General features: G+C 65.8%; 24 protein-coding genes and 1 pseudogene. 5 read left to right on the top strand and 20 right to left on the bottom strand.

Going from position 1 to position 25,149, the window contains the following annotated elements; genetic code table 11:
- Positions 1-17 precede the first annotated feature (17 nt).
- The 17 genes from ACCQ16_RS06775 to gloA2 form a co-directional block, all read right to left on the bottom strand.
- Positions 18-800 (bottom strand): DUF1295 domain-containing protein, encoded by a 783-nt coding sequence (locus ACCQ16_RS06775; protein ID WP_277572868.1) that lies wholly within the window; start codon positions 798-800, stop codon positions 18-20.
- On the bottom strand, positions 797-1,342 hold the full coding sequence (locus tag ACCQ16_RS06780) for a DUF2878 domain-containing protein (protein WP_008578238.1): 546 nt from the start codon (positions 1,340-1,342) through the stop codon (positions 797-799). The genes ACCQ16_RS06775 and ACCQ16_RS06780 overlap by 4 nt, the downstream gene beginning before the upstream one ends.
- The gene (locus ACCQ16_RS06785) at positions 1,339-2,634 is read right to left on the bottom strand and encodes an SAM-dependent methyltransferase (protein WP_008578239.1); all 1,296 of its coding nucleotides are present in this window, start codon (positions 2,632-2,634) and stop codon (positions 1,339-1,341) included. The genes ACCQ16_RS06780 and ACCQ16_RS06785 overlap by 4 nt, the downstream gene beginning before the upstream one ends.
- Entirely contained in the window at positions 2,631-3,515 is an 885-nt protein-coding gene (locus tag ACCQ16_RS06790) for a DUF1365 domain-containing protein (RefSeq protein ID WP_071117415.1), read from the bottom strand. Before ACCQ16_RS06790 ends, ACCQ16_RS06785 begins: the two co-directional genes overlap by 4 nt.
- On the bottom strand, positions 3,515-4,765 hold the full coding sequence (locus tag ACCQ16_RS06795; RefSeq protein WP_008578241.1) for an NAD(P)/FAD-dependent oxidoreductase: 1,251 nt from the start codon (positions 4,763-4,765) through the stop codon (positions 3,515-3,517). Before ACCQ16_RS06795 ends, ACCQ16_RS06790 begins: the two co-directional genes overlap by 1 nt.
- Positions 4,762-5,760, bottom strand: a complete 999-nt coding sequence (locus ACCQ16_RS06800; protein WP_057680918.1) for an acyl-CoA desaturase — start codon at positions 5,758-5,760, stop codon at positions 4,762-4,764. Before ACCQ16_RS06800 ends, ACCQ16_RS06795 begins: the two co-directional genes overlap by 4 nt.
- 222 nt (positions 5,761-5,982) lie before the next feature.
- Positions 5,983-6,816, bottom strand: a complete 834-nt coding sequence (locus ACCQ16_RS06805; protein WP_008578243.1) for an anti-sigma factor — start codon at positions 6,814-6,816, stop codon at positions 5,983-5,985.
- Complete coding sequence (locus ACCQ16_RS06810; RefSeq protein WP_008578244.1) at positions 6,813-7,376, bottom strand: sigma-70 family RNA polymerase sigma factor; 564 nt, start codon at positions 7,374-7,376, stop codon at positions 6,813-6,815. The genes ACCQ16_RS06805 and ACCQ16_RS06810 overlap by 4 nt, the downstream gene beginning before the upstream one ends.
- Positions 7,377-7,434: 58 nt before the next feature.
- On the bottom strand, positions 7,435-7,803 hold the full coding sequence (locus ACCQ16_RS06815) for a hypothetical protein (protein ID WP_008578245.1): 369 nt from the start codon (positions 7,801-7,803) through the stop codon (positions 7,435-7,437).
- 85 nt (positions 7,804-7,888) lie between these two features.
- On the bottom strand, positions 7,889-8,677 hold the full coding sequence (locus tag ACCQ16_RS06820; RefSeq protein WP_033479578.1) for a hypothetical protein: 789 nt from the start codon (positions 8,675-8,677) through the stop codon (positions 7,889-7,891).
- A 612-nt stretch (positions 8,678-9,289) separates the two neighbouring features.
- The gene (gene rnfB, locus ACCQ16_RS06825) at positions 9,290-9,718 is read right to left on the bottom strand and encodes an Rnf electron transport complex subunit RnfB (RefSeq protein WP_008578248.1); all 429 of its coding nucleotides are present in this window, start codon (positions 9,716-9,718) and stop codon (positions 9,290-9,292) included.
- A 1-nt stretch (position 9,719) separates the two neighbouring features.
- Positions 9,720-10,310, bottom strand: a complete 591-nt coding sequence (locus ACCQ16_RS06830) for an HAD family hydrolase (RefSeq protein ID WP_008578249.1) — start codon at positions 10,308-10,310, stop codon at positions 9,720-9,722.
- A gap of 374 nt (positions 10,311-10,684) precedes the next feature.
- Positions 10,685-12,769 (bottom strand): methionine--tRNA ligase, encoded by a 2,085-nt coding sequence (metG, locus tag ACCQ16_RS06835; RefSeq protein WP_014089726.1) that lies wholly within the window; start codon positions 12,767-12,769, stop codon positions 10,685-10,687.
- Between the two features lie 246 nt (positions 12,770-13,015).
- Positions 13,016-13,465 carry a DUF2147 domain-containing protein gene (locus tag ACCQ16_RS06840; RefSeq protein ID WP_003485424.1) on the bottom strand — a complete coding sequence of 150 codons (450 nt, stop codon included), beginning with the start codon at positions 13,463-13,465 and terminating at the stop codon, positions 13,016-13,018.
- Between the two features lie 89 nt (positions 13,466-13,554).
- The gene (locus ACCQ16_RS06845) at positions 13,555-14,118 is read right to left on the bottom strand and encodes a hypothetical protein (protein ID WP_109290638.1); all 564 of its coding nucleotides are present in this window, start codon (positions 14,116-14,118) and stop codon (positions 13,555-13,557) included.
- Positions 14,108-14,653 (bottom strand): hypothetical protein, encoded by a 546-nt coding sequence (locus tag ACCQ16_RS06850; protein ID WP_041469517.1) that lies wholly within the window; start codon positions 14,651-14,653, stop codon positions 14,108-14,110. The genes ACCQ16_RS06845 and ACCQ16_RS06850 overlap by 11 nt, the downstream gene beginning before the upstream one ends.
- Positions 14,654-14,855: 202 nt before the next feature.
- Positions 14,856-15,245: an SMU1112c/YaeR family gloxylase I-like metalloprotein gene (gene gloA2 / locus ACCQ16_RS06855; RefSeq protein WP_008578253.1), complete on the bottom strand. Its 390-nt coding sequence runs from the start codon at positions 15,243-15,245 to the stop codon at positions 14,856-14,858.
- Positions 15,246-15,821: 576 nt separating this feature from the next.
- Here gloA2 and ACCQ16_RS06860 point away from each other — a divergent pair.
- From ACCQ16_RS06860 to mmuM, 4 genes and pseudogenes are all read left to right on the top strand, one after another.
- Complete coding sequence (locus ACCQ16_RS06860; protein WP_277572869.1) at positions 15,822-16,502, top strand: hypothetical protein; 681 nt, start codon at positions 15,822-15,824, stop codon at positions 16,500-16,502.
- Between the two features lie 56 nt (positions 16,503-16,558).
- On the top strand, positions 16,559-16,984 hold the full coding sequence (locus ACCQ16_RS06865) for a hypothetical protein (protein WP_014089730.1): 426 nt from the start codon (positions 16,559-16,561) through the stop codon (positions 16,982-16,984).
- Positions 16,985-17,124: 140 nt separating this feature from the next.
- The gene (mmuP, locus tag ACCQ16_RS06870) at positions 17,125-18,522 is read left to right on the top strand and encodes an S-methylmethionine permease (protein WP_136733870.1); all 1,398 of its coding nucleotides are present in this window, start codon (positions 17,125-17,127) and stop codon (positions 18,520-18,522) included.
- Positions 18,519-19,484, top strand: a pseudogene (gene mmuM / locus ACCQ16_RS06875) (homocysteine S-methyltransferase). Before mmuP ends, mmuM begins: the two are co-directional and overlap by 4 nt.
- A gap of 80 nt (positions 19,485-19,564) precedes the next feature.
- Here mmuM and ACCQ16_RS06880 read toward each other — a convergent pair.
- The 3 genes from ACCQ16_RS06880 to ACCQ16_RS06890 all read right to left on the bottom strand — a co-directional run bounded on the left by ACCQ16_RS06880 (position 19,565) and on the right by ACCQ16_RS06890 (position 23,233).
- Positions 19,565-21,502, bottom strand: a complete 1,938-nt coding sequence (locus ACCQ16_RS06880; protein WP_008578259.1) for a DUF885 domain-containing protein — start codon at positions 21,500-21,502, stop codon at positions 19,565-19,567.
- Between the two features lie 275 nt (positions 21,503-21,777).
- Entirely contained in the window at positions 21,778-22,554 is a 777-nt protein-coding gene (locus ACCQ16_RS06885; protein WP_011346879.1) for a queuosine precursor transporter, read from the bottom strand.
- Between the two features lie 4 nt (positions 22,555-22,558).
- Complete coding sequence (locus ACCQ16_RS06890; protein WP_011050890.1) at positions 22,559-23,233, bottom strand: DUF502 domain-containing protein; 675 nt, start codon at positions 23,231-23,233, stop codon at positions 22,559-22,561.
- A gap of 436 nt (positions 23,234-23,669) precedes the next feature.
- Here ACCQ16_RS06890 and ACCQ16_RS06895 point away from each other — a divergent pair, with 436 nt between their 5' ends.
- Positions 23,670-25,046, top strand: coding sequence for a hypothetical protein (locus ACCQ16_RS06895; RefSeq protein WP_218195523.1), 1,377 nt, complete (start codon positions 23,670-23,672; stop codon positions 25,044-25,046).
- Positions 25,047-25,149: the final 103 nt, after the last annotated feature.

Here is a 25,149-nt window from a genome sequence, read left to right on the forward strand (position 1 = left end):
GCAACTCTCCAGGCAAATCAGGACGAAGGGGGAAGCGGAAAGAACGCGCTGGTGCTGCGCTGGTACCGGGCATAGTCCTCGCCACGCGAGCGCAGCGCCTGCTGCTCGGTGTAAGGAATGCCGGTGAAGCGATACAGAAACACGAACATCACCACCGGCCCGAGCGCGCACAGCGCCACCGGCCACGGGCCGGCACCGACGGCCAGCGCCAGATACGCGAACCAGTGCACGAACTCGAAAAAATAATTGGGGTGGCGCGAATAACGCCACAGCCCGGCGCGACAGGTCTTGCCGCGATTGGCCGGGTTGGCCTTGTGCGCCGACAACTGCCGGTCCGCCAACGCCTCGCCACCGACCGCGATCAACCACACGACGATCGCGATGCCTGTCCATGCGCTCCATTCCGCGTCTGGGTTGCTCGCCGCGGCCAGGAACGGCACCGCGAACAGCACCACCACCCCGGCCTGCGCCAGGAAAAAACCGAGGAACTTGCTCTGGCTGCCGTTCCAATGTTCGCGCAACGCGCGGTACCGGCCGTCTTCATGCGGGTCGCCGAAGACGCGCACGCCCAGATGCAGCGCCAGACGCGCCCCCCACACGCCCCCGAGCACCGCCACCAGCACGCGCGGCAGCAGTGCGCCCTCGGACATCCACGCACAATACGGCGCAGCCACCGCCAGGCAACCCGCCCACAACACATCGACCGGGCCGGCGTTGCCGCTGCGACGCTGCCACAGCCAGCCGATCACCATCACCACGCTTGCGAACACGCCCACATGCAGCAGCGGCCAGGCATTCATTGCAGTTCTCCAGTGGGGTCATCGGGCAATGGTCGCGCCAGCCGGCGTGCATATAGCGACAACACGCCGCAGGCCACGCCCCAGCCGATGCCCACGGCAAGCACGGCATGCAGGTAAGGCGATTGAAATTCCACCGCGTGCCAGCTGCGTTGCGCCAGCCAGTACGAAAACGGCCCGAAGATGGCGCCCAGCAGCACCGCCAGCCACGGCCGCTGCATTGCCGTGGCCAGCGAATGGTTGAGGGTGAGCGCAAAGCCCAGCCACAACGCCAGGATCCACGGCGGCGCCAGCAGGCTGCCCGGCCACGGCGCGGCGTAGCGCACCCAATTGCCCGCTGCCAGCGTGGTGTCCAGCAGCAATCCCAGCGACAAGGCCGCCACCATCAACTGCACGTCGCCGGGCGCGCGTCGCGAAGGCCACAGCTGGTACAGCGCGAAGACCGCCAGCGCCAGCAGCGTTGGCCAGATGCGCGCATGCGCAGCGGAACCGACCGCGACCAGCCACAGCACCTGCAGGCCGAGGTAGTTGCCGAGCTGCTTCATGCGCCGGCAGTGAGGCCAGGCACGAACTGCGGCGGGCGTGCAGCGGGTTTGCTCAGCCACAAATGCACATCGCCGATCGAGCGTTCCAGAAAGCCGGCCTCGCAATAGGCCAGATAGAACTCCCACATGCGGATGAAGCGCTCGTCGTAGCCCAGCGCACGCACCTGCGGCAACTGCGCCATGAAGCGCTGGCGCCACGCGCGCAAGGTCAGCGCATAGCTCGGGCCGATGTCTTCCAGATTGAACAGGCGCAGATCGCTGGCGCGCGCGATCGCGCCGGTCATCGCCGCAACCGAAGGAATGAAGCTGCCCGGGAAGATATGCCGTTTGATGAAGTCCACCGAGTGCAGCGCCTGCTTGTAGCGGTGGTCTTCGATGGTGATGGCCTGGATCAGCGCTTCGCCATCGTCGGCCAGCAGGCTGCCGACCTTGGCGAAGTAGGTGTCCAGATACTGGTGGCCGATGGCTTCGATCATCTCGATCGAGACCACGCGGTCGAAGCGGCCTTCCAGGTCGCGGTAGTCGTGCAACAGCACCGTCACCCGATCGCTCAGGCCTGCCGCGGCGATGCGTTGGTTGGCCAGTTCGAACTGCTCGCGCGAAATGGTGGTGGTGGTGACGCGGCAGCCGTGTTCGCGTGCGGCGTGCAGCGCAAAGCCGCCCCAGCCGGTGCCGATCTCCAGCACATGATGGTGCGGCGCCAGGCGCAGTTTCTGGCAGATGCGTTCGAGCTTGCGGGTCGCCGCGCGCTCCAGTGCCGCCTCCCCCTGCGCCTCTTCGCCGTCGACAAAGATCGCCGACGAGTACATCAGGTTTTCATCCAGGAACAGCTTGAACAGCGGGTTGCCCAGGTCGTAGTGCGCGGCGATATTGCGCCGGCTGCCGCTGCGGGTATTGCGCGCAAACGCATGCAGGCTGCGCATGGCCCAGCCGCCCAGACGTGCGGTGCCGGTCTCCATCGCGTCCAGCCGCTCGCGGTTGCGCAGCAGCAGCCGCATCAACGCCACCAGGTCGTCGCACTGCCACTGCCCGTCCATATACGACTCGCCTGCACCGACACTGCCGTTGAGCGCCGCCTGGCGATAAAAGCCGGGGTCGATCACGCGCAGTTGCATCTGCAAGGCCTGCGCGCCCGTGGCCGTGCCAAGCGTGGTGACGGTGCCGGCTTCATGCAGCTGCAGCTGCCCGTCGCGCAATTGCCCAAGCGTGGCCAGCAGGCGCTTGCGCAGCAGGCGGTCCGTCCAGGAGGCCGCGCGCGGCGCAGCGTGATCGGGCAGGGACGTGGCGTTCATCGGGGTTCTCGCACAGGCGGGTGAGGGTGGTCGTGGACGGGGTTGCCGCGCAGCCACAGGCGCAAGGCCTGCCAGTGGATGGCAATCACCACCCACACCGTCATCAACGGATAAGCCAGCAACGTGCGCGCCAGGTTGCGCGCGGTGAGCGGTTGACGTTGCAGTACCAGGGTGGCGTCGAAGCGGCGCGTGCCGCTGTTGTCGAGGGCACCGCCAGCATCGTCGCCAACGGCGTCCAGCACATCCATGTGCACGCGCAACTGCGCATCCGGCACGCTGAAGCGCCAGTCGTAGCGGTGTTGCATGCCCATGAACGGCGAAACGTGGAAGCGCTTGTCGAAACGCCACGCATGCACGTCGCGATGCGTGCGCGCCTGCGCGACCGGCAGCACGTAGGTGTGGCGCTGCTGCCAGGGGGTGTTGGTGATTTCGGCCACGATCCAGCGCAGGCCGTCGTGGCGATCGAAGCAATAGTAGAAGCTGACCGGGTTGAACACGTGGCCGAAGTAACGCAGATGGGTCAGCAGCCGGATCGCGCCCTCGGGGCGCTCGCCGGTGTGCGTCTGCACGCAGTCGCGCACGGCCTGGTCCAGCGGAATGCGCGCATCGCCCAGATAGTCGCTGCGCCGGAACTGCGCCAGGTTGGCGCGCCCCACCGACCATAACCAGCGTCGTGCGAACACCTGATCCAGCTCGGACAGATCCAGGTACATCAGGAACAGGCGATGGCGAAAGTGCAGCGCCTTGGGCATGAAGCGCCGGTGCCGCACCCAGCCGGTGTAGATCGCGCTGCGCAACGGCGCCTCCACGCGACGGGCGCCGCTGCCCTCGGCAGGGGGCAACGGCACCGCGTCGTGGTGGGCGTCGCGCAGCAGCTGCATCACCAATGCACTCCCAGGCCATGCGCGACGTCCACGCCGCTGCGCAGGCCGTCTTCGTGGAAACCGAAGCCCCATGCGGCCCCGGCGAACCAGGTGTGTTGCACACCCTGGATCTCGGCCTTGCGCGCCTGTGCTGCCACTGCTGCGGCGTTCTGCACCGGGTGGCGATAGCGCATGCGCCGCAGCACCTTGCCCGGGTCGATCTCGTGATTGCGATTGAGGCTGACGATGAACGGCTGCGGTGACGCGATCGACTGCAGTGCGTTCATCCAGTAGCTCACCGTGCAGGCGGCATCCGGGTCGGCCGGCACGTGCGCGTTCCATGCTGCCCAGGCGCGCCGGTCGCGCGGCAGCACGCTGGCATCGGTGTGCAGCACGGTGTCGTTGTCCTGGTAGGTGATGCCACCGAGGATGTGGCGTTCGGCCGGCGTGGCGTCGCTGAGCAAACCCAGCGCATCGTCGGCATGGCAGGCCAGCACCACGTGGTCGAAATGTTCCTCGCAACGCGAGGCCTTCAGCACCACGCCATTGGGCGTGCGGCGGATTGCCTGGACCGGCGTGGACAGGCGCTCGATCACCTGCCAGCGCCGCCGCAGCGCACGCACATAGCTGTTGGACCCGCCCCGCACCACCTGCCACTGCGGGCGCCCGCTCAGTTGCAGCATGTGGTGATTGGCCATGAAGCCGATCAACTGGCCCATGGGGAATTCGAGAATGGTCTGCGAAGGCGAGGACCACAGCGCGGACGCCATCGGCACCAGGTGCTGGTCGCGGAATGCATCCGAGTAGCCGTGCCGCTGCAGATACGCGCCCAGCGTGCTGAAACGCTCGTCGCTGTGCAGCACCGCCGGTGCCTGGCGATAGAAGCGGCGCAGGTCGGCCAGCATGCCCCAGAAGCGCGGGCTGAGCAGGTTGCGGCGCTGGCAGAACAACCCGTTCAAGGTGCCGGCGTTGTATTCGAGCCCGCTGCGCGCGTCGTGGACCGAAAAGCTCATCGTGGTCGGCTGCGCGGCCACGTCCAGCTCGGCGAACATGCGCGTGAGCAGCGGGTAATGCTGCGGGTTGAACACGATGAAACCGCTATCCACCGCGTAACGCTGCCCCTCCAGCTCGATGTCGTGCGTGTGCGTATGCCCGCCCAGATAATCGGCTGCCTCGAAAAGGGTCACCTCGTAGCGCCGCGACAACAGCCACGCCGCGCCGAGGCCGGCGATTCCGCTGCCGACCACGGCAATCCTGCCCTCGCTCATCGTTTCACCCGTTCGGCGCGCTGGGTGAGCAGTTTCGGCATCGGCTTGAGGTCCCACACCAGCCCCACCCACGACATCGCGGTGAGTCCGTACCAGGTCGCGTCGTATTCCCACCATCGCAGTCCCTGGCGCGCCGAGCCGGGAAAGAAATGGTGATTGTTGTGCCAGCCTTCGCCGAAGGTGAGCAACGCCAGCAGCCAGTTGTTGCGGCTGTCGTCGCGGGTGTCGAAGCGCCGGCTGCCGAAACGATGCGCCAGCGAGTTGATGGTGAAGGTGGCATGGAACAACGCCACGGTGGAGATCACAAAGCCCCACACCAGCAACTGCGCACCGCTGGTCTTCAGCGCGGGCGCAGCCACTGCCAGCCAGTCGCCGAGCAGGTACAGCCCCAGCGCCAGCAGCACCGGCATCACGATGTCGAAGCGGTCCAGAAAGCGCAGTTCGGCGAAACGGCGTAGGTCGGGGATCACTTCCCAGTCGGTGCGGAAATTGCGCGGGGTCAGGAACCAGCCGGTATGGCTCCACCAGAAGCCGTGCTGCGCCGGTGAATGCGGATCGCGGCCGGTGTCGGTATGCCGATGGTGGTTGCGATGATGCGCCGCCCACCACAACGGCCCGCGCTGCACGCAGGTGGCCCCGATGGCGGCAAAGACGAATTGCAGTACGCGCGACGTCTTGAACGCGCGGTGCGAGAAGTAGCGGTGATAAAAGCCGGTGAGTGCGAACATGCGCAGCGCGTACAGCGCCACTGCCATGCCCACCGCGAACCAGGATGCACCGACCCAGAACACCGCCAGGCAGGCCAGGTGCAGGGCGATGAAGGGCACGGCACGTAGCCAGTCGATGCGATCGGCACGCGCTTCGTCCAGGGGCTCGTCGGCTTGCGAATCCACCCAGCGACGCAGACTGCCGACGCGTGCGGCCAGGCCGCCACGCGGTGGTGCGGTGGCGGGCTGGGGCGCTGCGGCGTGAGGGTCCAGGCCAGTGCTCGGCACGCGTGATTCTCCATAGGTAGTCGTGACCCAGTACGGACGCTGCCGGCAAACAGATGCACCAGCCCGCTTGATCGTCGCACGCATGGGTGGGGTTCGCTTGGCGTCGCGAATGAATCGCGCAGCTGCGCACACATTGCCCGCGCCAGGGACGTCCGGCGCGGATGAGGCTGTTTTGGAGAGCCCCGCCTGCGAGTGCACGCAAGCGAGGTTAGGCGCGCTGGATCAGGGAGCCATCGCCAGCGTGCTGATGCCGCCCTTGGCCACCACGGTGCCGGTGGCAACGCCACCGGGCGCGCCACCCGGCGGCTCCAGCGTGACGGCCAGAATGGCCTCGTTGCTCAACATGGGCATCAACTGATCGGGAATCTGCGCACGGCGTGCACGTTGATCGTCGAAGGTGCCCATCGAATGCGCCTTGCCGTCGGGGGTGATCAGCCACAGCTCCGGCACCTTGTCGGCGGTGGCGGTGCGGTCCAGCGGCGTCACCGTGATGGTGTGCTTGTCGGCGTCCATCAAGGCCACATAACCCGGGCGACCGTCTTCGGTGGCCAGGGTCGAGGTCATGGCGATCCCGGTCGCGGCAGGCGGATTGGTCGCAGGCGGGGTGACCGGGGTCTGCACCACTTCGCCGGTTGACGGCGGCTGCACCGGTGCCGGCGGCGTGCGCACGTTGAGCAGGGCGAGCACGCAGACCGCGGCAGTGGCCAGGCCGCCGACGCTGGCCCAGCGCCAGAACCGCACGTTGTTCCACAACGGGGCCGCGGGCGCGGTCGTGCTGACCGGCGCTGCAGACGGCACCGCGCGCAAGGGCGTATCGAAGCCCAGCGCCTGGCGTACGCGTACCCACACCTGATCCGGTGGCGTCTGCGCCACGATTTCCTCCAGCAGCGGCGCCAGCAGTTCCTGCCACTGCAGCACTGCCTGGGCGAACTGGCCGTCGGTGGCAATGCGTTGTTCGGCCGCCAGGCGTTCTTCTGCGCTCAACAGGCCAAGCACGTATTCGCCAGCCAGCACGTCGCGTGGCGGTTCCTGGTCGATGGGAAAGGGCGTACTCATCGTTCCAGACATGCCTTGAGTTTGGCCAGACCCCGACGGATCCAGCTCTTGACCGTGCCGATCGGCGTATCGGTGCGCGCGGCGAGTTCTTCGTAGGTGATGCCTTCGAAGAACGCCGTGCGAATCAACTCGCTGCGTGGCGGTTCCAGTTCGGCCAGGCAGTGATCGATGCGCCGGCGCGTGCTGGCGCGCTCGGTGCGATCCAGCGGCGAGGCATCGCTGGATCGCAGTTCGCCGGCATCGTCCAGCGCCACGTTGCGGCGCTGCGGCGCGTTGGCGCGCAGATGGTCGATGGCCTTGTTGCGCGCGATCATCGCCAGCCACGTGAGCCCGCGTGCGCGGTTCGGGTCGAACTGCCCGGCCTTGTGCCAGATCAGCGTGAACACGTCCTGCAGCACCTCTTCGGCTTCGGCACGTTGCGGGATCATCCGCAGGCACACGCCGAACAGCTTGGCGGAGGTCTGCCGATACAGCGCTTCGAAAGCATGCCGGTCGCCGCCCGCGGTGGCGGTCAGCAGGCGTCCGGTCTCATCGTCGTCGTGGCCAGGAATGGCACTCATGCGGTCGGGCGTTGGGTGAGGTGGGGGCGATGCTACCGGACTGGGCCGAGCGTGTCTTTCACTTGCGCTGGAACCACAGCAGCACCGCGGCGAGCAACAACAGGATCTCCACCCCGGCAAGCGCAACAGTGGGTGCGGAGACCGGCCACAAGCGCGAGAGCGAGACGCTGCGGAACAGCACGATGGGAACATAGAACGCCAGGGCGACCACCAGGCCGGTGCGGGCTTGGTCGATCCAGGCGAAGTAGCCGAACAGGAACGCCATGCCCAGCTGCAGCCCGCCGTAGATGACCAGATACTCCGATTGCCCGGCCGGCGAGAGCTGGGTATAGCCCACTGCCGTTGCGGTCTTGGCCGGAGAGAGCGTGCACCACACCGCCAGGACGACGTAGAGCACTGCATTGATCCAGAGATAGGCTTTTGCCACGGCGGTGCTCCTGTAGGGGGAATGGGTGCCCGGGCCGTTGTACGCAAGCGCGCGTGGTCGGACGTGAAGATGGCGCGGGCGTGTTTCATGGGGCGCTGCACGAGGTGGCCAGCGGTTGCTCGCGCGCGTCGCGCAATTCCTCGGCACTGGCCGCCCGCGCGGGGGTGTCCGGAAAGACGATGCGCACGCGCGGATAGCGGCCGTTCGCATCGCGCAGATTGCCGACCCCGCGGAACTCGAGCAGCCGCTTGTCGGCGAGCGAATAACGCACCTCCAGCGATGGCACTGCCGCGCCGTACCAGGCATCCAGGCTGATGCGGAAGCGCCGCTGGCCGGCAGCATCGCCCAGGCGTTCGACCCGGAAGCCCAACTGCCGCTGCAGGCTGGGCAGCACGAAGTCCACCTGTTGCGGCGCACGCGCAATGGCGTCCCACTGCTCGCGCAGGTAGGCGTCGAACCCGGCATCGATCACCCGCGCGCCGCCGCCAGACGGCAGCGTGGTGCGGCGTTCGGGTTTGCCCGGGGCGAGCTGGTACATTTCGCGGACGCCGTCGCGTTGGCGTACGCCTTCGCGATATCCGTCGCGTCCATCGATCAGGCTGAAATCAGGCGAGCTGCCGCCGCCGTCGACCTGTTTGCGCGCAAACGCCCGCCCGTCCGGGCAGCGGTACAGCACCAGCCGCCCGCCATCGTCGAGCAACCAGTGCGACTCGCGATACCGCAACGCGCCGTTGTCGCCATCGAAGGCATCGCCGTCCACCCGCGTCACCGCGCCTGCGCCGAGCGGCAGGCTGCCGAGTACCAGCAGCAACAACGGCCGAATCGGCCGGCAACGGACGGTGAGCGCGGCGAGGGTGGCGGCAAGTGGACGCATCGGCAGATCCTCGATGGGGTGCCTACCAATACGGGCGCGGCCGCAGCACGGATGCGCCGGCTGCGTCAGGACGTTCCTGACGGCGGGGTGGTGGGCGCTGGCGTGGCTGGCTTGGGAGTGGTTGGCGACAGTGCTGCAGCGGCACGGCCTCGTGTGGCAACCGGTGGTCTTGCCGCCATGGGCGAGCGAGAGTGACGGCAAGCGTGGTGGCATATGCCACGGCGCGCGCGTGGTGCAACGTTTCCAACGGTGGGCGCATGCGCGCGCAGCGCGATCAGGTCGCGCAGTCCGCGGTGGCTCGCGGCCACCGCTCCGCAGCGTGGCGCATCGACATGTCGGTGGCACACGTTTGCATGCGCATGCGACTGGCGCGCAGCCAAACGCGGTTGTAACCCGGAGATTCGGACCAATGCCAACCCGCTTGCGGCGGTGCCGATGTTCTTGATGCCTGCCTTCCAACCTGCATGCGGCAGGCCACTGATCGATCGGGGCATCGCCTGCCTGTCGCGCAGTTCGAAATCCGCCTTTCGCAGCTGGTGGTCATGCTGGACTGCGCGCCGATCCATGAACATGCAGGCATCGACTGGACGCGGTATCGCGCTGACCGCAGCCTCAGCCGGTCGGATGCAACTCGATGCAATCCACCGGGCACGCCGGCAGACACAGTTCGCAACCGGTACACAACGGTGCGATCACCGTGTGCATGTGCTTGGCGCCGCCGACGATGGCATCCACCGGGCAGGCCTGGATGCACTTGGTGCAGCCGATGCAGTCGGCTTCCACGATCCAGGCCACCTGCGGCAGTTTGTGTGCGCCGCGACTGCGATCGTAGGGACGTGCAGGCACGCCCAGCACCTGCGCCAAGGCGCGTGCCCCGGCATCGCCGCCGGGCGGGCAGTGATCGATCGTCGCCTGGCCATCTGCCATCGCCTGCGCGTACGGACGACAGCCGTCATACCCGCATTGCCCGCATTGGGTCTGCGGCAGCAGGCGGTCGAGGCGTTCGACCAGATCGGGTGCAGGGGCGGACGTCGCGGCCATTTCAGTGCAGCAGATGCCCGCGATACCAGCGTTGTTGCGCAAGCGCGAGCATCGGTTTGTCTTCGCGGCTGTCGCCATAGGCGTGCACGCAGTCGTACCGATGCAAGTCGTATTGACTGCAAATCCGCGCGACCTTGTGCGGCCCGCAATCGCCGTCGGCATAGCGCCCGCTCAGCACACCTGCAGCGTGTTCCAGCCGATTGCAGATCAGCGACAACCCATGCTGGGTACACCACGGTTGCAGATACAGATCCAGCGACGCCGACACCAGCACCACTTCATGTCCCTGCGCCTGATGCCAGTCGATGCGTTGCATCATCTCGCCGCGCAGCATGCCTGGCAGCGCGGTGCGCGCGTATTCGGCGCCATGCGCGTCCATCTCATCGAGCGAGCGGCCGCTGAAAACCAGCCGCGTCACCCGCGCGCGCAGTGCGGCGGCAGACACCACGCCCATCCGGAACCCCAGCACCCATGGCCCCGCCTGCCATCTGGCCGCCGCAACCTGCGCCGGCGTTGCCACCTTGCGCAGAAAACGGCCATAGCTGTCGCAGGTGGTGATGGTGTGGTCGAAGTCGAACAGGGCCAGGTGCATTGGGGCGTGGATGGTGGATTGGAGTTGGTTGAAGCCGTGCCGGATGTCCCTTCTCCCACCGGGACATTGTCCTCCTTCATGGGGGAGAAGGTGCCCCGCAGGGGCGGGTGAGGGTACGAGCGAAGCCACGTGCAGTGACAACCACACCAGAGCTTCGCCCCGGACCCTCACCCAACCCCTCTCCTGCAGAAGAGGGGCTTGAGAGCGTGCTGTTCGCGCATCCCTCATCAGTTCGTGTTTCCAATACGTTTTGTCAGCCTCTCAAGCTCACATCGGTGTGTGTGGATGTCGGGTATGGCGATTCTCAAGCTCGCAATCAGCAGACCTTGCAGACTCCGCTTTTACGATTCCCGATTTCCGATTCCCCAATCCCATCACCTGACCGGCATGCCCGGCTGTGCGCCGCTGTCGGCATCCAGCAGCGCCAGCGCGCCGCCGTCGAAGCCGGCCGACAAGATCATGCCTTCGCTGATGCCAAAACGCATCTTGCGCGGGGCCAGGTTGGCAATGAACACCACGCTGCGGCCGACCAGTGCGTCCGGCTCGCCGTAGCTGGCGCGAATGCCGGAGAAGATCTGCCGCTTGCCCAATTCACCGGCGTCCAGTTCGAAACGCAGCAACTTGTCCGAGCCTTCCACGAATTCGCACACCAGCACCTTGCCGATGCGCAGGTCGAGCTTGGCGAAGTCATCCATGCTGATGAAGCCGGGATTGGTGCTTTGGGATTCGGGATTCGCAACGGCGGCAGGCTTTGCGTCGGCCCTGCTCGGTGCGGGCTTGGTGGTTGCAGCCGGTGCCGCAGGTGCGGCCATCGTGTCTTTGGAAGCGTCGGTCATGGCGTCGATCAGTTTGGGGTCGATACGGGTAAACAGGGCGGTGTAGGGCTGGATCGTGTGCGCTGTCAGCGGGCGGACCACGTCTTCCCAACTGGTCATCGGCGCCGACAGGAAGGCTTCGGCTTCGGCGCAGGTGCGCGGCAGGATCGGCTTGAGCGCGGCCACCAGGATGCGGAACAGGTTCAGGCCCTGCGTGCAGACCGACTGCAGCTGCGCATCGGCGCCGTCCTGCTTGGCGATCACCCACGGCTTGGTGTCGTCGATGTACTTGTTGGCCTCGTCGGCCAGCGCCATGGTCTGGCGGATCGCGCTGGCCGCGTCGTTGCGCTCGTAGGCCTCGCGGATCGGCGCCAGCGCGGCGACGAAGCGGTCGTACTGGTCGGCATCGGGTAGCGCATCAGCCAGCTTGCCGTCGAAGCGCTTGCCGATGAAGCCCGCGCAGCGGCTGGCCAGGTTGACGAACTTGCCGACCAGGTCCGCATTCACCCGCGCGATGAAATCGCCCAGGTTGAGGTCCAGGTCGTCCACGCCGCCGGAAGACTTGGCCGCGAAGTAGTAACGCAGCGCCTCCGGCTCCAGGCCGACATCCAGGAAGGTCCGCGCCATGACGAAGGTGCCGCGCGACTTGGACATCTTGGCACCGTCCACCGTCAGGTAGCCATTGACGTGCAGGCGGGTCGGCGCGCGGTGGCCAGTGCCGTGCAGCACCGCCGGCCAGAACAGGCCGTGGAAATTGACGATGTCCTTGCCGATGAAGTGATGCAGCTCGGTCTGGGTGCCGGCCACCAGATGCGAGGCGAAGTCCTCGCCCATCTGCGCGCACAGCGTCTTGAAGCTGCACAGGTAGCCGATCGGCGCATCCAGCCACACGTAGAAATACTTGCCAGGCTGTCCGGGAATCTGGAAGCCGAAATACGGCGCATCGCGCGAAATATCCCAGGCGCGCAGGCCGCCCTCGGCATCCAGCCACTCCTTGAGCTTGGCCTTGACCCCGGGCAATGCCACGTCGCCAGCCAGCCACTCACGCAGGAATCCGTCGAAATGGCCCACTTCGAAGAAGAAATGCTCCGAATCGCGCAGTTCCGGGGTGGCACCTGAAATCACCGACTTCGGTTCCTTCAGCTCGGTGGGCGCATAGGTGGCGCCGCACACTTCGCAGTTGTCGCCGTACTGGTCGGGGCTGCCGCAGTTGGGGCAGATGCCCTTGATGTAGCGGTCCGGCAGGAACATGCCCTTGGCCGTATCGTAGAACTGCGCCACCGAGCGGCGGCTGATGTGGCCGGCGGCCTCCAGCTTGGCGTAGAAGGCTTCGGTGAGCTCGCGATTGACCGGCGAATTGGTCGAATCGTAATGGTCGAAGGTCACGCCGAACGCGGCGAAATCGCGCTCGTGGCTGGCCTGGATGTTGGCGATGAAGGCTTCCGGGGTCACCCCGGCCTTCTCTGCAGCCAGCATGATCGGCGTGCCATGGGTGTCGTCGGCACAGACGAACCAGGTCTTGTCGCCGCGCAACCGGCGCGCGCGCACCCAGATATCGGCCTGGATGTAGCCGACCAGATGGCCAAGATGCAGCGGGCCATTGGCGTAGGGCAGGGCAGTAGTGACGAGTGCGGTGCGGGTCATGGCGGGCGTAATGCGGGGGACGCGCGATTATCGCATTAGTCGTGAGCCGGGATTGGGGATTGGGGATTCGTCAAAGCAGGATCAAGCCGCCTGCCTGTCGAGCCGCGCGGCGTTAGCCATCTCTGCAGCAGCGGCAGCCGTTGATCCTGCTTGCAGGCAAGCCCCAAAATGCGCCTGTGCACAAAAAAGGGCGCCCCGAAGGACGCCCGCTCTTGCAAATCCCGAATCACCAATCTCGAATCCCGATTACTCACGCACCCACGTCTGGGTACGGCCCAGCGCTTCGATGCCGACGTAGCCGCGCATCTGCAGCTTCTTGCCGCCGTCGGTGAGGGTGATCTTGGACTTGTAGGTCTTGCCCTTGGCCGGGTCGAGTACCGAACCACCGCTCCACACTGCGGTGCCGTCGGGCTTGAGGCCCCACAGGATGGTCATGCCCTTGATCGGCTTGCCCTTGAGTGCGCCGTCGCACTTGTCGCAGACCGGGTTGGGCCCCTTGGACGACTGCAGGATCTCGACCACCTTGCCGCTCAGCGTGCCATTGGCGGCCTGCTCGATCTGCACCACCGACTTGGGCTTGCCGGTTTCATCGTCGATGGTCGTCCAGCGGCCCACCGGCGAATCGGCCGCATGGGCCATCAGCGAAGCGGCCGCCAGCGGCAGCGCGAGCAACAGGGTCTTGAAGGTCTTGCGCATGGTTCCCCTCCCAGGGTTTGCTAGGGCCGCCGTCGGCGGCCTGATCGCGAATGTATACCGTGGGGTATGGTGCGGGAAAGTCAGGGCGTTCAGTTTGAAACGGGGCAACGCGATGCCGCCACCGTCTGCTCGGCCATGAGGCGTGTTCGTCCCTGCTGGGTGACGATGCGGAACATCTCCACCTCGCACTGCTGCCCTTGCAACAGGAGGGTGGCGACATAATCCTGGCCGGCCTCAGGGACAAAGCTGCGGCTTACGGTACATAGCGGTGCGTTCACTACGCAGCGGTTGTCCATGCAGCCACCTGCCGACAGCGACAGGGTGAGCGGCTCGCCTGCCTTGACCTGCGTTTCAGTCACGTAGCGTCCTCCGCTGACGGCAACGGCAGGTATCCCTATCTTCTGCCCCGTGCCCGTGCCGAACGGACCGGGCCGCGAGCTTGGCGCAATTCCGGCGCCACGGATCGCTCCGCCGACGCATGTGCGGTTTGGATAAAGCACGGGTGCGGGTCGTTCGGTGACCAAGCGGATACGCGCACGCGGCCCATCGCGTGGCTCATCGAAGGTCGACAAGGAAATCGACGCGCTGCGCGTCATCCCACAACCGGCCAGAAGCGCGACCAGTGCCGTGATCAGGATGCGTCTAGTCGGCATGGCACTCGCCTGAAATCGGAACAACTTCCAAATCTGCCGGGGCAAGGCCGGTCTTTTCGTCGATGACGGTAAGCAGGCAGCGTTGATCATCATAGAGCTGGCTAGCGACATAGTGCTCGCCAGGCGCGGGCGTGAATGTCACCAGGTTGGTGCAATTGTTTGTGGTCAGGCTCCGACGACGCGAGTCGAGCGTTTGCACCATTCGTGCACGTAAAAACAGCTGTCTGTCGGGGACAACCGAATACGCCTCGCGAGACTGATTGTTGCTCAACTTCCCGAGCACGCCGTTGACGGGCGGCGTCAGTGCGCCCAGAAATCCGCCATGGCCACCCTTTGCGCAGCTGGCATCGTCGAAAACATCGAAGTATTGGACCGGCTCGATGGGTATCGGGTTGGGCCTGGTGGGCTTGGCCAGCGACAGGGTGGCGAACGGCTCGCCAGGTTTTGGCGCGACATAGCGCTTGGGGAAAAGAAAACCGCAGCCGGCAAGTACGATCGCCACGGCTACAACGATGCGCAAGATGAAATGAAACATGCGTCAGGTCCGGCATGGCGTACGTTGTCTGTGCCGCATCCATGCCTGCGACGCCACCGCGGCGACATGACGCCAGCCTCTTGATAACGGCCGCTCGTCCCTGCGCTTGAGTCACGCGGTCGATACCTTTGCGAGGCGAAGGTCGGCGTATGACTCAACGGGTACGCGTGCCTCGCTGCACTACGGTTCCGTCAGGCATACGCTAGCCGACCTCGTACAACTCCAGCGGCAGCTCGTCCGGATCTGCAAAAAAGGTAAAGCGGCGGCCGGTGTATTCGTCGATGCGGATGTCTTCGGTGGCCACGCCGGATGCATTGAGGTGCGCAACCGCGCTGTCCAGATCTGCGACGCGAAACGCAAGGTGGCGCAGCCCTTGGGCTTCAGGGCGGCTGGGGCGTGCCGGGGCAGCGGGGAACGAGAACAACTCGATCTGTCCGCCATCGGGCAGCGCCAGATCCAGCTTCCACGAATCGCGCGCCTGTCGGTAATGCTCGTCGAGCACGCGCAGGCCCAGGATCTGGCAATAGAACCGTTTGGAACGCGCGTAGTCGCCGGCGATGATCGCCACATGGTGGATGCCGGCGAGCATCATGCCGCGCTCCGGCGCATTGACGTTGACCGGCCGGGCAGTGCCGGCGCGCTCGACGGCGCCTCGCATGCAGATGGCAGGCGCCCGTCCGCGATGCAGGACGCAGCACCGCTATCGCACGCAGCGTGCTGTGGCCTTGGCAGATTTGTGGGCAGGCAGTGCACGGATGCTTGCGCAGATGGAAGGTAATGGTGCGGCATGTCAGAGGACCAGCAGAAACCAATCGGCAGCATAACCGCCCGAGCGTTAGCCGCAGGTCCTGTTTCACCGCGCGCCTACGCATGGCTGTGCCGGTCTGCGCGCGTTTGGCAGGATGGCCGATCGACATCGGGCGGGGTTATGCAATGCGCGTGACGCAGCGCTCCGTGCGTGCACATCGAAGACCACCGCACGGCTGACGCGCGCATGGCGCCAGCACAGACGTGCAGCGCCAACATCCTCCGCGTGGCAGGCCGATCTCAGGGGTTTGCCGATGGGCTGCACTGTCGCCGCCACCGATGCTGGACACCGATGTCGCACCGGCGCGCGTTTGCATGACGCGGCCGCGGCATCGTCCTTCCATGCCAACCGAGCCTGCCCATGTCCATTCTTGCGTTCCAGCCGCAGCATCTCAAATCCATCCCCCAGGGCGTGCATGTGATCCGGCACCCGGCCGGCACGCTGCCCGATCGCGACGCCATCGTCGCGGCCTTGCCGCGCACCGAGCAGGGCACGCCGCAGTTGCATTACGACACGCTGTGGATCGGCGGCGGCCACGGCGATGTCGACAACCAAGGAGCACCGACCAAGTTAAACGACTGCACAGGTGTCGAAAAGGTCACGAGCTTCATCGAGGATCTGGTCACCATCGGCATCCGCACGCCGGCGCTGGTCGTCGATAGCTGCTTTTCGCTGGCCTGGCTGCCGCAATTTGCTCCCCTGCTCACCGAGGACGGCATGTTTGCCGGCTGGTCGTGCATCTGCAGCGTCAATCGCCTCGAACTGCTGACATCGCACCGGTTGCCGGCGCTGGTGGAGCAGATCGAGATCAATATGGGCACGGCGACGTCCAGCCAGGTGGTCTACATCGCACGTGATCGGTTGCTGATCAGCTATGCGCAGTTGACCGAGAGCGTGGAGGTTAAGGCCGCCGATCTCACCGATGCCCAGGTAACCCTCGCCCGCGTCGGCAAGGCGACCTGGCAGGGCAGGCCGCTGATCGCCACCGACCAGCGCATCGAGGACCGCACGCGGTTCATCGAACGCCTGCACCAACTCTGACCGGCCCGGCACCGTCGCCCATCCGGTCATCCACCCGACACCAGAGGACTTTCTCCATGACCACCTACACCAACAACGGCACCGGCACGTTCGGCAGTGCCAGCAACGCGATCCGCAAGCATGTGCTCGACGACTACCTGGCGGCGAAGATCGCCAACCATCTCGGCATCCGCCGCAGCGATGTCAACGACGGTACCGTGATCCAAGTCCCCGCCAACTACGCCAACAGCGAAGGCGTGATTTCGGGCATGGAACTGGTCAAAGGCCTGCGTGTGGACCTGCAGCGCGCGCAGGCCCACGACGGTAATACCTACGCAACCTGGCAGGTGCAGTGGGGCACCGGCAGCAACGGCAAAACCGGCGGTGCCTATGCCGGCGTGTTGATGCGAGTGGCGACCGACTTCACATTCGCCGAGTTTCGCAAAGCGATGAGCGAGAGCTTCGGCTACATACCGGGCGCCTATTGCCGGCTCGATCCCTGACCGGCACGGCGAACGAACCGATCGGCAGCATCACCGCCCGCCAGTCAGAGGCGGGCCCTCGCCCACGGCTGGCTTGCGCACGGCTGTGCCCGTCTGGCTGCGCGTGGCAGGATAAAGCTTCCCCCCGATCAGATGCACCCATGCCCGAATCGTCGTCTGCCACCGCGCCGCAGTTCCAGCGCAGCATGCAGGTGCGCCATCTGGTGATGCTGTCGCTGGGCGGCGTGATCGGCACCGGCCTGTTTTTCAACACCGGGTACATCATTGCCAGGACCGGCGCGCTTGGCACGGTACTGGCGTATCTGATCGGCGCACTGGTGGTGTACCTGGTGATGCAATGCCTGGGCGAGCTGGCGGTGGCGATGCCGCAAACCGGTGCGTTTCACGTGTATGCCGCGCGTTACCTCGGCCCGGCGACCGGCTACGTGGTGGCGTGGTTGTACTGGTTGACCTGGACGGTGGCATTGGGCTCGAGCCTGACTGCCGCAGCGTTCTGCATGCAGTACTGGTTTCCGCACAGTCCGGCGTGGCCCTGGTGCCTGCTGTTCTGCGCGCTGATCTTCGGCCTGAATACAGTCTCGGCGCGCTGGTTTGCCGAAGGCGAGTTCTGGTTTTCGTTGATCAAGGTGGTCACCATCCTGGTATTCATCGTGCTTGGCGGCGCGGCGGTGATCGGTCTGTTGCCGTTGGCCGATGGTTCGCCCGCACCGGGGCTGCGCCATCTGCGCGCCGAGGGCTGGTTTGCGCATGGCGCGCTGCCGATCTTGATGACGATGGTGGCGGTGAATTTCGCATTTTCCGGCACCGAGTTGATCGGTGTGGCGGCCGGCGAAACCGCCCAGCCTGCACGCGCGATTCCGCTGGCAATCCGCACCACGCTGGTGCGGCTGGTGGTGCTATTCGTCGGCACGGTGCTGGTGCTTGCGGCGCTGCTTCCCGCCAAACAAGCGGCGGTGGAAACCAGCCCGTTCGTGCGCGCCTTCGAGCTGTTGGGCATTCCATATGCAGCCGACATCTTGAATGCGGTGATCCTCACCGCGATCCTGTCGGCGGCCAATTCCGGTCTGTATGCGGCCGCGCGCATGCTGTGGTCGTTGGCCAACGAAGGCACGTTGCCGAGCGGCCTGGCGCGCCTGACCGGCCGCGGCATTCCACTGCGTGCCGTGTCGCTGAGCATGCTGGGCGGCTTGCTGGCGCTGCTCACCGGCGTGTATGCGCCAGAGACGGTGTTCGTTGCGATCTCGGCGGTCTCGGGATTCGCGGTCGTGGTGGTGTGGCTGAGCATCTGCGCGGCGCATTACCGTTTCCGTCGCCAACTGCTGCGCGATGGCGCTGCGCTGGAAACGTTGGCGTATCGCGCGCCGTGGTACCCATGGACCCCAATTCTGGGCTTTTCGCTGTGTCTGCTCGCCTGCATCGGCCTGGCATTTGATCCGCAGCAGCGCATTGCGCTGTGGTGCGGTGTTCCGTTCGTCGCGCTGTGCTATGGCGCCTACGCACTGACTCAATGGCTTGCGGCCCGGAGACTGCACGCATGACGATTCTTCCACGCCAGCCGCGCGCCAACGCACCTTTCAGCCAGGCCTTGCAGCACGATGGCTATGTGGTGCTGGATGGCGCGCTGGCCACCGAGCTGGAACAGCGCGGCTGCGATCTCAACGATGCGCTGTGGTCGGCGCGCGTGCTGATGGAGCAGCCGGAGCTGATCTATCAGGTGCATCGCGACTACTTCGCTGCCGGTGCGCAATGCGCGATCACCGCCAGTTATCAGGCCACGCCGCTGGGATTTGCCGCACGCGGACTGGATGCTGCGCAAGCGCAGGCGTTGATCGCTCGCAGCGTGGCGCTGGCGGCGCAGGCGCGTGCCGATCATCTGACCCTGCACCCGTAGGCGGCGCCGCTGTGGGTGGCCGGCTCGGTGGGGCCGTATGGCGCGTATCTGGCCGATGGCTCGGAATATCGTGGCGACTACGTGCTGCCGATCGAGCAGTTGATGGATTTCCATCGCCCGCGCATCGCCGCGCTGGCCGAGGCGGGCGTGGATCTGCTGGCTTGCGAGACGTTGCCATCGGCCAGCGAAATCGTGGCGCTGCGGCAGTTACTGCAACACGAATTTCCGCAGCTGCATGCCTGGTTTTCCTTCACCTTGCGCGATGCGGCGCATCTGAGCGACGGCACGCCGCTGGCGCAGGTGGTGCCGGCGCTGGATGCCTGCGCGCAGGTGATTGCGGTGGGCATCAACTGCATTGCACTGGATCAGGCGAGCGCTGCATTGCACAGCCTTGCGGCGCTGACTGCGCTGCCGCTGGTGGTGTACCCGAACTCGGGCGAGCACTACGACGCCAGCGACAAGCGCTGGCATGCCGGTCACGGGGCTGCGCTCACGTTGGCCGACCAGCATGCGCACTGGCTGGCGGCTGGCGCGCGCTTGATCGGTGGCTGCTGCCGCACCGCACCGCGCGATATCGCCGCGCTGGCGGCGGCGCGTGCGCTGGGCTGACCCGACCTGCGAACGCGCGCGCATCGAAGGCCTACCCGCAGTAACGGGTCAGCAGCGTCCAACTACCGTAGCCGTACGCTTTATCCCTTCTGCGTGGCGATCCAGCGCTGGATCTTGTCCTGCAAGATATCCAGCGGCACCGAGCCGTCCTTGAGTACTTCGGTGTGGAAGGCGCGGACATCGAAGCGTGGGCCCAGCTCGCGCTGCGCCTGCTCGCGCAATTGCGCAATCTTCATCTCGCCCACCTTGTAGGCCAGCGCCTGGCCGGGGATGGCCATGTAGCGGTCGACCTCGGCTTCGGCATCGGCGCGGCTCATGGCGGAGTTGTCCACCATGTAGTCGATGGCCTGGCTACGCGTCCAGCCCTTGCTGTGCAGGCCGGTGTCGGTGACCAGGCGAATCGAGCGCCACAAGGCGTTCTGCAGATAGCCGTAGTAGTTGTAGGGGTCGTCATACAGCCCTAGCTCGCGGCCAAGCGATTCGGCATACAGGCCCCAGCCTTCGATGTAGGCGGTCTCACCGCCCAGGCGGCGGAACTTGGGCAGGTCGGTCAACTGCTGCTGCAACCCCAGCTGGTAGTGGTGGCCGGGCACCGCTTCGTGCAGGTACAGGCTCTCGGCCTCCCAGGTCTTGCGTGAAGGCAGGTCCGAGGTGTTGACGTAGAAGATGCCCGGCGTGCTGCCGTCGCCGCTTGGGCGCATGTACGAGCCGCTGGCGGCCGATTGCGCACGCTGCGGTTCCACCGCACGAACTTCCAGCGCCGGCATGCCCTGGGTGTTGAACAGCCGCGGCACCGCCAGCTGCACGCGGCCCTGCAGGCTGCGGTACGTGCCCAGCAACTCGGTGTCGCTGCGGAAGCCGAAGCGCCGGTCGGTCTGCATGAACTTGTAGAACTTGGGCAGGTTGCCGCGGAATTTGACCTGTTTGGCCACTGCCTGGATTTCTCCCTGCAGGCGAGCGACCTCATCCAGGCCGATCTGATGCACCTGTTCCGGGGTCAAATCCGTGGTGGTGCTCTGGCGTACGTCATAGGCGTACCACGCCGCGCCATTGGGCAATGCCGCCAGTCCATCGCTATCGCGGCAGGCGGGCAGGTATTCGGTGGCGATGAAGCCGCGCAACGCGCGGTAGGCCGGCATGATGCGCACTTCGATCATGCGCTTGTACTCGGCAGTGATGCGCTGCTTGTCGGCCTCGGGCATGTCGGCGGGCAGGTTGCGCACCGGCCCCCAGAACAGGCTGTCTTCGGCATTGCGCGCGATGATCGCGTCCAGCTGCGGCAGCACCTTCTGCATCAGCACCTTGGGCTGCACCACGCCGGCCTGCATGCCGGCACGCATGTTGGCGATGGCCTGCTCGAACAGGTCGGGAATGCCGAGCGCACGCCGCGACCAGTTGTCGTAATCCTTGACCGTCTTGAACGGCTGCGCGCCGGTGCCCGAGCCCAGCACCACCGCAATGCTGGCGATGTTGTAGAACTGGTTGATCGGCAGCATCCAGCTGGGAAACTGCTCGGCGGCCAGTGCGCTGCGCGCATCGCGCACGAAGATCTGGTAACTGAGCAGGTCCTGCCCACTCAGCCCATCGGGCCCCAGCGCCTCGGCCTTGCCTAGCCACAGTACGGTGAAATCGTGCGATTGCTGGCGGAATGCCGGCGACAGGAAGTTCGGCAACTGGTCGTTGTAGCGGCTCTCGCCCTGGAAGGTGGCCTGCAGCGGGTTGAGCTTGAGTGAGGCGTCCCAGTACTGGTCGTACAGCAGGTTGAGCTGCTGCGCCTTGGTCAGCACCACCGGCGCGGCCACCGTGCGTGGCCTGACCTTGGCGGCCTTGCTGCCCTTGCCCTTGGTGCTTTTGGCTGCCGGCTTGGCGGTCTTCTTGCCTTTGCTCGCCTTCGCGCGCGTTTGCGTGGTCTGTGCCTTGGCGGTCTTCTTCTTGGCCGCATCGGCCGGCGCCGCCAGCGACAGGCTCACGAGGGCGGCCATGGCCAGGGACAGCAGGCGGGAAAAGCTGAGGGGCATTACCGGCTCCGGAAACAAGCGAGCGGGGAGCTTGCCCGATCCGCACGGTTACGGCCACCCATTGGGGGCATACCGCCTATCGGCAATTCATGCGGCGCATGGGCGCGGTGCTGCGCCCGGGGTGATGTGTTGCGCTGCGACATGGCCGGCAAGGCTGCGTCCAAGTCACACCGCGGTGGGCTGGCTCGCAGCGCCGCGATCAGGACCACTGGCGGCCAGACGTTGCCGCCGCAACCCATTGCGTTGCGATGACCCTGGCTGGGAGACAGCCCGGCTCAGTCGGCAGCGGCTTCTTCGCGCAGCTGCTCGGCACGCTCGGCGCCCAGGTACGCGGTGATGCCGCGGCGTGCCAGATACAGCAGCGGGATCAGTAAGACCGCAAAGCCCATCTTGTAGATGTAGTTGAGCGTGCTCACCGCCAGGAACTGGTCGATCGACCAATGCTGCGGGCCGAGCACGAAGGCGATATAGATCACCACGAAGCTGTCCACCACCTGCGAGACCGCAGTGGAGCCGGTGGCGCGCAGCCACACGTGTTTTTCGCCAGTGACGCGACGGATGCGGTGAAACACCGAGACATCGATCAACTGGCTGAACAGGAATGCCACCAGCGAGCCGCCGATGGTCCACAGCCCTTGTCCGAACACTGCCGCAAATGCGGCCTGGTAATCGGGCACCCCCTGGCTCTGCGCCGCAGTGACCCACCAGCCCGCCGGCGCCAGCGCAATGGCCGCGAAGGCGAACACGAAGCCATAGCCGATCAGCACCACCGCCACCCACGAGATGAAACGCACCCCGCGGCTGCCGAAGAACTCGTTGATGGTGTCGGTCATGATGAACACGATCGGCCACAGCAAGGTGCCGGCGGTGAAGCTGAGCGAGCCGCGCTGGCCGAACAGATTCCAGTTCAGTGGCGCAATGCCGAGCGTGTCTTCCAACGCGAAGATCTTGACGCCAATGAACTCGGCCAGCGCCGCGTTGACGCAGAAGAAGGCCGCCAGTGCGATGAACAGGCGGACCGCACGATCGTCGAGGGTGCGCACATGGGACATGGTGTCAGCGATCCGCAGTCCGGGTGAAGGGAACCGATTCGGGCGCCACGGCGCCACCGGAAATGATGAAGCTCATTGCCTGATCCACGCTCCAGTCGGTGGGCGTGAGCAGTTCCACCGGCACGATTTCCAGGTAGCCGGAGGTGGGGTTGGGCGTGGTGGGCACGTAGACCGCGGCCAGCTCGCGGCCGGTGCCCTGTTCCTTGATCACGCGGGTGACCAGGCCCACCGATTTCATGTCGCGATGTGGGAAATCGATCAGCACCACGCGCTGGGTGCTGCCGGGCTGGGTCTGCAAAATGTCCAGCAGCTTGCGCGCGCTGTCGTAGACCACGCTGGCCAGCGGAATGCGCCGCATGATGGCCTCGAACCAGCGCAGCAAGCGCTGGCCGATCACGCGCCGGCTCAGGATCCCGACGAACAGGATGACTGCTACCGTGGCGATCAACGCGATGGTGTTCTGCACCCACAGCGCCTTGAACCAGCCCAGGTAATCGGGGAACGAGGCAGCGATGCGTTCGGACAGCGGCACCACCCACGGGCTGCTGATGCCCGAAAGCAGCGAGAAAACGAACTTCACCACCACCCAGGTCAACCAGACCGGCAGCAAGGTGAGCAACCCGGTCAGAAAGACCCGTTGCAGGGAAGGGCGGACGTGGGGAGTGGGGGATTCGGACATCGCCATAGTGTAGGCATTCGGCCACGCTCGGTGGAGCTGGGGGCGGGGTTTGGCAGCAGGCATTCGCGATTGGCAAGAGTGTTTCGCGTGCCGCGATCCGCTGCAATCCCATGATTCCTGTACTCATCTCGACACAGACCTGGCGGCACCCGCAGCCCAGCGGCAGCGGGCAACCCGTACGGCTCGTACAGCCCTCCTGCCGTTGGGAACCATGGCGCGCAGCGCGGATGAAAGGTGGGGCGAGGTCTGCCAGCACCCGGATTCTTTCAACTACTTATTGAGACCACCGCCCATCGCCAGCGCGCGGTGTCATTGCCCAACGTTGCGCGGGCCGCCAGACACACGGTTGCCGATGGTCTGTAGCCCCAAGGCACGCGATGCGTCTATGCCCATCGCAGGCCTGCGCAGATGGCACTAAGATGCGCAGCTCCCAGGGATGGATCTTTCGCACGTGCTCGCCAAATTTCTCAAAGCCGCCTTGCTCGGTGTCTGCATCCTGATCGCAGCGGTGCTGGCGCTGTATACGGTCTCCAGGCATTGGCCGATTCCCGAATCGCAGCGTGAGGCGTTGGCGCAGCTGCGCCAGCCGCTTCCACCGTTGCGCGGGAGCAACATGTTCGGGGCGCTGTGGTCGTTGTCGTACGCGATTCCCGAGGCGCAGCGCGAGACAGTGCTGGCGCAAGACCTCGCGCGATTCAATCGGTTGCCGGAGCATGCGGCATTCCAAAGCGCCGCTGCAGGCTATCGGCGCTTGCCAGGTTGGCCATCCGGCGCGCCTGCGCTATGCATGGCCAGCGCTGGCGGATGCTTGCAGCGCGTGCGCGAACAACCGCAGGCCTATGCCGCTGCGCTGGCCGCACAGGCACCGATGCTGGCGCGGATGCGGGCGTTGGCGCAACACGCCGACTACCGCAGCCCGTTCCGTCCACGCGCCGATACGCCGTTGCCCGAACTGCCGCGCATGTCCTTGTCGATGACGGCCAGCGCCTTGGACTTTGTCCAGGGGCGCACCACCCAGGCCTTGTCCGGTGTCTGCACCGATGCGCAGGTGGCCCGTGTCCTGATGCGCAGTAGCGACAATCTGGCGATCACGATGATCGGCGCGGCGATGTTGCGCGGCAATGCGCACCTGTTTGCCGACATGCTGGCCGAATTGCCGGCGCAGCATCCGCTGCCCGCGCAATGCGCCGCTGCCTTTGCGCCGCTGCCGGTGGATGAGATCGCGCTGTGTCACGCATTGCACGGTGAATCGCGGATGGTGTTTGCGATGCTGCAGGAGGATGCGTTGACGCAAGGCAGCCAATCGTCCTGGCAAGACCGCTTCCCGTTACGGTTGCTGGACGACGAACGCACCCAGGCCTTGCTGGCGCCCACCTTTACCTGGGCCTGCAGCGCGCCGGTGCGGACCTTGCTGGCGCAGGATCGGCCGGTTCCGCAAACGCTGATCCCGCTGCCCCAGACCGCATCGGTGGCCTGCATCGCCAATGCAACCGGGTGTTTGCTGGCGAGCGTGTCGCATCCGGACTACGTCAACTATCAGCACAAGATGCAGGACACCGCCGCTGCATTGCGCGCGCTGTCGGCGCTGCAGTGGTTGCGCGACCATCCTGCGCCGACAACGCCGCTGGCGCAGCAGATCGCCGCGCTACCGCCTGCGTTGCGTGGACAGGTGCGCCCGCTAGGCACCGGAAACGACGGCAAGAGCCTGACGCTTCGGCAGTACGCACGACCGGAGGGCGTGGCGGGCAATGATCGCTGGCCGTTGCCAGGCAGTGCGATCGCGGCCACACAGGCAGCCTCAGCGGCTCACTAAAACAAGACGCCTTCCGCATCGCCAGGCGCAGGTCGCAGCGCTGGTGCAGGCGGTCTGCGCTTGCATGCGCAATGCTTGCATCCGCAGCGGCTGCCTGGCGACC

Origin of the sequence: Xanthomonas sp. NCPPB 1062, assembly GCF_041481705.2 — a bacterium.
GTDB lineage: Bacteria > Pseudomonadota > Gammaproteobacteria > Xanthomonadales > Xanthomonadaceae > Xanthomonas > Xanthomonas euvesicatoria.

What these genes read in the sequence shown, in the direction of transcription:
- ACCQ16_RS06775 (WP_277572868.1), bottom strand. Translation starts at nt 800, where the DNA reads ATGAATGCCTGGCCGCTGCTGCATGTGGGCGTGTTCGCAAGCGTGGTG.
- ACCQ16_RS06780 (WP_008578238.1), bottom strand. Translation starts at nt 1,342, where the DNA reads ATGAAGCAGCTCGGCAACTACCTCGGCCTGCAGGTGCTGTGGCTGGTC.
- ACCQ16_RS06785 (WP_008578239.1), bottom strand. Translation starts at nt 2,634, where the DNA reads ATGAACGCCACGTCCCTGCCCGATCACGCTGCGCCGCGCGCGGCCTCC.
- ACCQ16_RS06790 (WP_071117415.1), bottom strand. Translation starts at nt 3,515, where the DNA reads ATGCAGCTGCTGCGCGACGCCCACCACGACGCGGTGCCGTTGCCCCCT.
- ACCQ16_RS06795 (WP_008578241.1), bottom strand. Translation starts at nt 4,765, where the DNA reads ATGAGCGAGGGCAGGATTGCCGTGGTCGGCAGCGGAATCGCCGGCCTC.
- ACCQ16_RS06805 (WP_008578243.1), bottom strand. Translation starts at nt 6,816, where the DNA reads ATGAGTACGCCCTTTCCCATCGACCAGGAACCGCCACGCGACGTGCTG.
- ACCQ16_RS06810 (WP_008578244.1), bottom strand. Translation starts at nt 7,376, where the DNA reads ATGAGTGCCATTCCTGGCCACGACGACGATGAGACCGGACGCCTGCTG.
- ACCQ16_RS06820 (WP_033479578.1), bottom strand. Translation starts at nt 8,677, where the DNA reads ATGCGTCCACTTGCCGCCACCCTCGCCGCGCTCACCGTCCGTTGCCGG.
- rnfB (WP_008578248.1), bottom strand. Translation starts at nt 9,718, where the DNA reads ATGGCCGCGACGTCCGCCCCTGCACCCGATCTGGTCGAACGCCTCGAC.
- ACCQ16_RS06830 (WP_008578249.1), bottom strand. Translation starts at nt 10,310, where the DNA reads ATGCACCTGGCCCTGTTCGACTTCGACCACACCATCACCACCTGCGAC.
- metG (WP_014089726.1), bottom strand. Translation starts at nt 12,769, where the DNA reads ATGACCCGCACCGCACTCGTCACTACTGCCCTGCCCTACGCCAATGGC.
- ACCQ16_RS06840 (WP_003485424.1), bottom strand. Translation starts at nt 13,465, where the DNA reads ATGCGCAAGACCTTCAAGACCCTGTTGCTCGCGCTGCCGCTGGCGGCC.
- ACCQ16_RS06845 (WP_109290638.1), bottom strand. Translation starts at nt 14,118, where the DNA reads ATGCCGACTAGACGCATCCTGATCACGGCACTGGTCGCGCTTCTGGCC.
- ACCQ16_RS06850 (WP_041469517.1), bottom strand. Translation starts at nt 14,653, where the DNA reads ATGTTTCATTTCATCTTGCGCATCGTTGTAGCCGTGGCGATCGTACTT.
- gloA2 (WP_008578253.1), bottom strand. Translation starts at nt 15,245, where the DNA reads ATGATGCTCGCCGGCATCCACCATGTGGCGATCATCGCCGGCGACTAC.
- ACCQ16_RS06860 (WP_277572869.1), top strand. Translation starts at nt 15,822, where the DNA reads ATGTCCATTCTTGCGTTCCAGCCGCAGCATCTCAAATCCATCCCCCAG.
- ACCQ16_RS06865 (WP_014089730.1), top strand. Translation starts at nt 16,559, where the DNA reads ATGACCACCTACACCAACAACGGCACCGGCACGTTCGGCAGTGCCAGC.
- mmuP (WP_136733870.1), top strand. Translation starts at nt 17,125, where the DNA reads ATGCCCGAATCGTCGTCTGCCACCGCGCCGCAGTTCCAGCGCAGCATG.
- ACCQ16_RS06880 (WP_008578259.1), bottom strand. Translation starts at nt 21,502, where the DNA reads ATGCCCCTCAGCTTTTCCCGCCTGCTGTCCCTGGCCATGGCCGCCCTC.
- ACCQ16_RS06885 (WP_011346879.1), bottom strand. Translation starts at nt 22,554, where the DNA reads ATGTCCCATGTGCGCACCCTCGACGATCGTGCGGTCCGCCTGTTCATC.
- ACCQ16_RS06890 (WP_011050890.1), bottom strand. Translation starts at nt 23,233, where the DNA reads ATGTCCGAATCCCCCACTCCCCACGTCCGCCCTTCCCTGCAACGGGTC.
- ACCQ16_RS06895 (WP_218195523.1), top strand. Translation starts at nt 23,670, where the DNA reads ATGGATCTTTCGCACGTGCTCGCCAAATTTCTCAAAGCCGCCTTGCTC.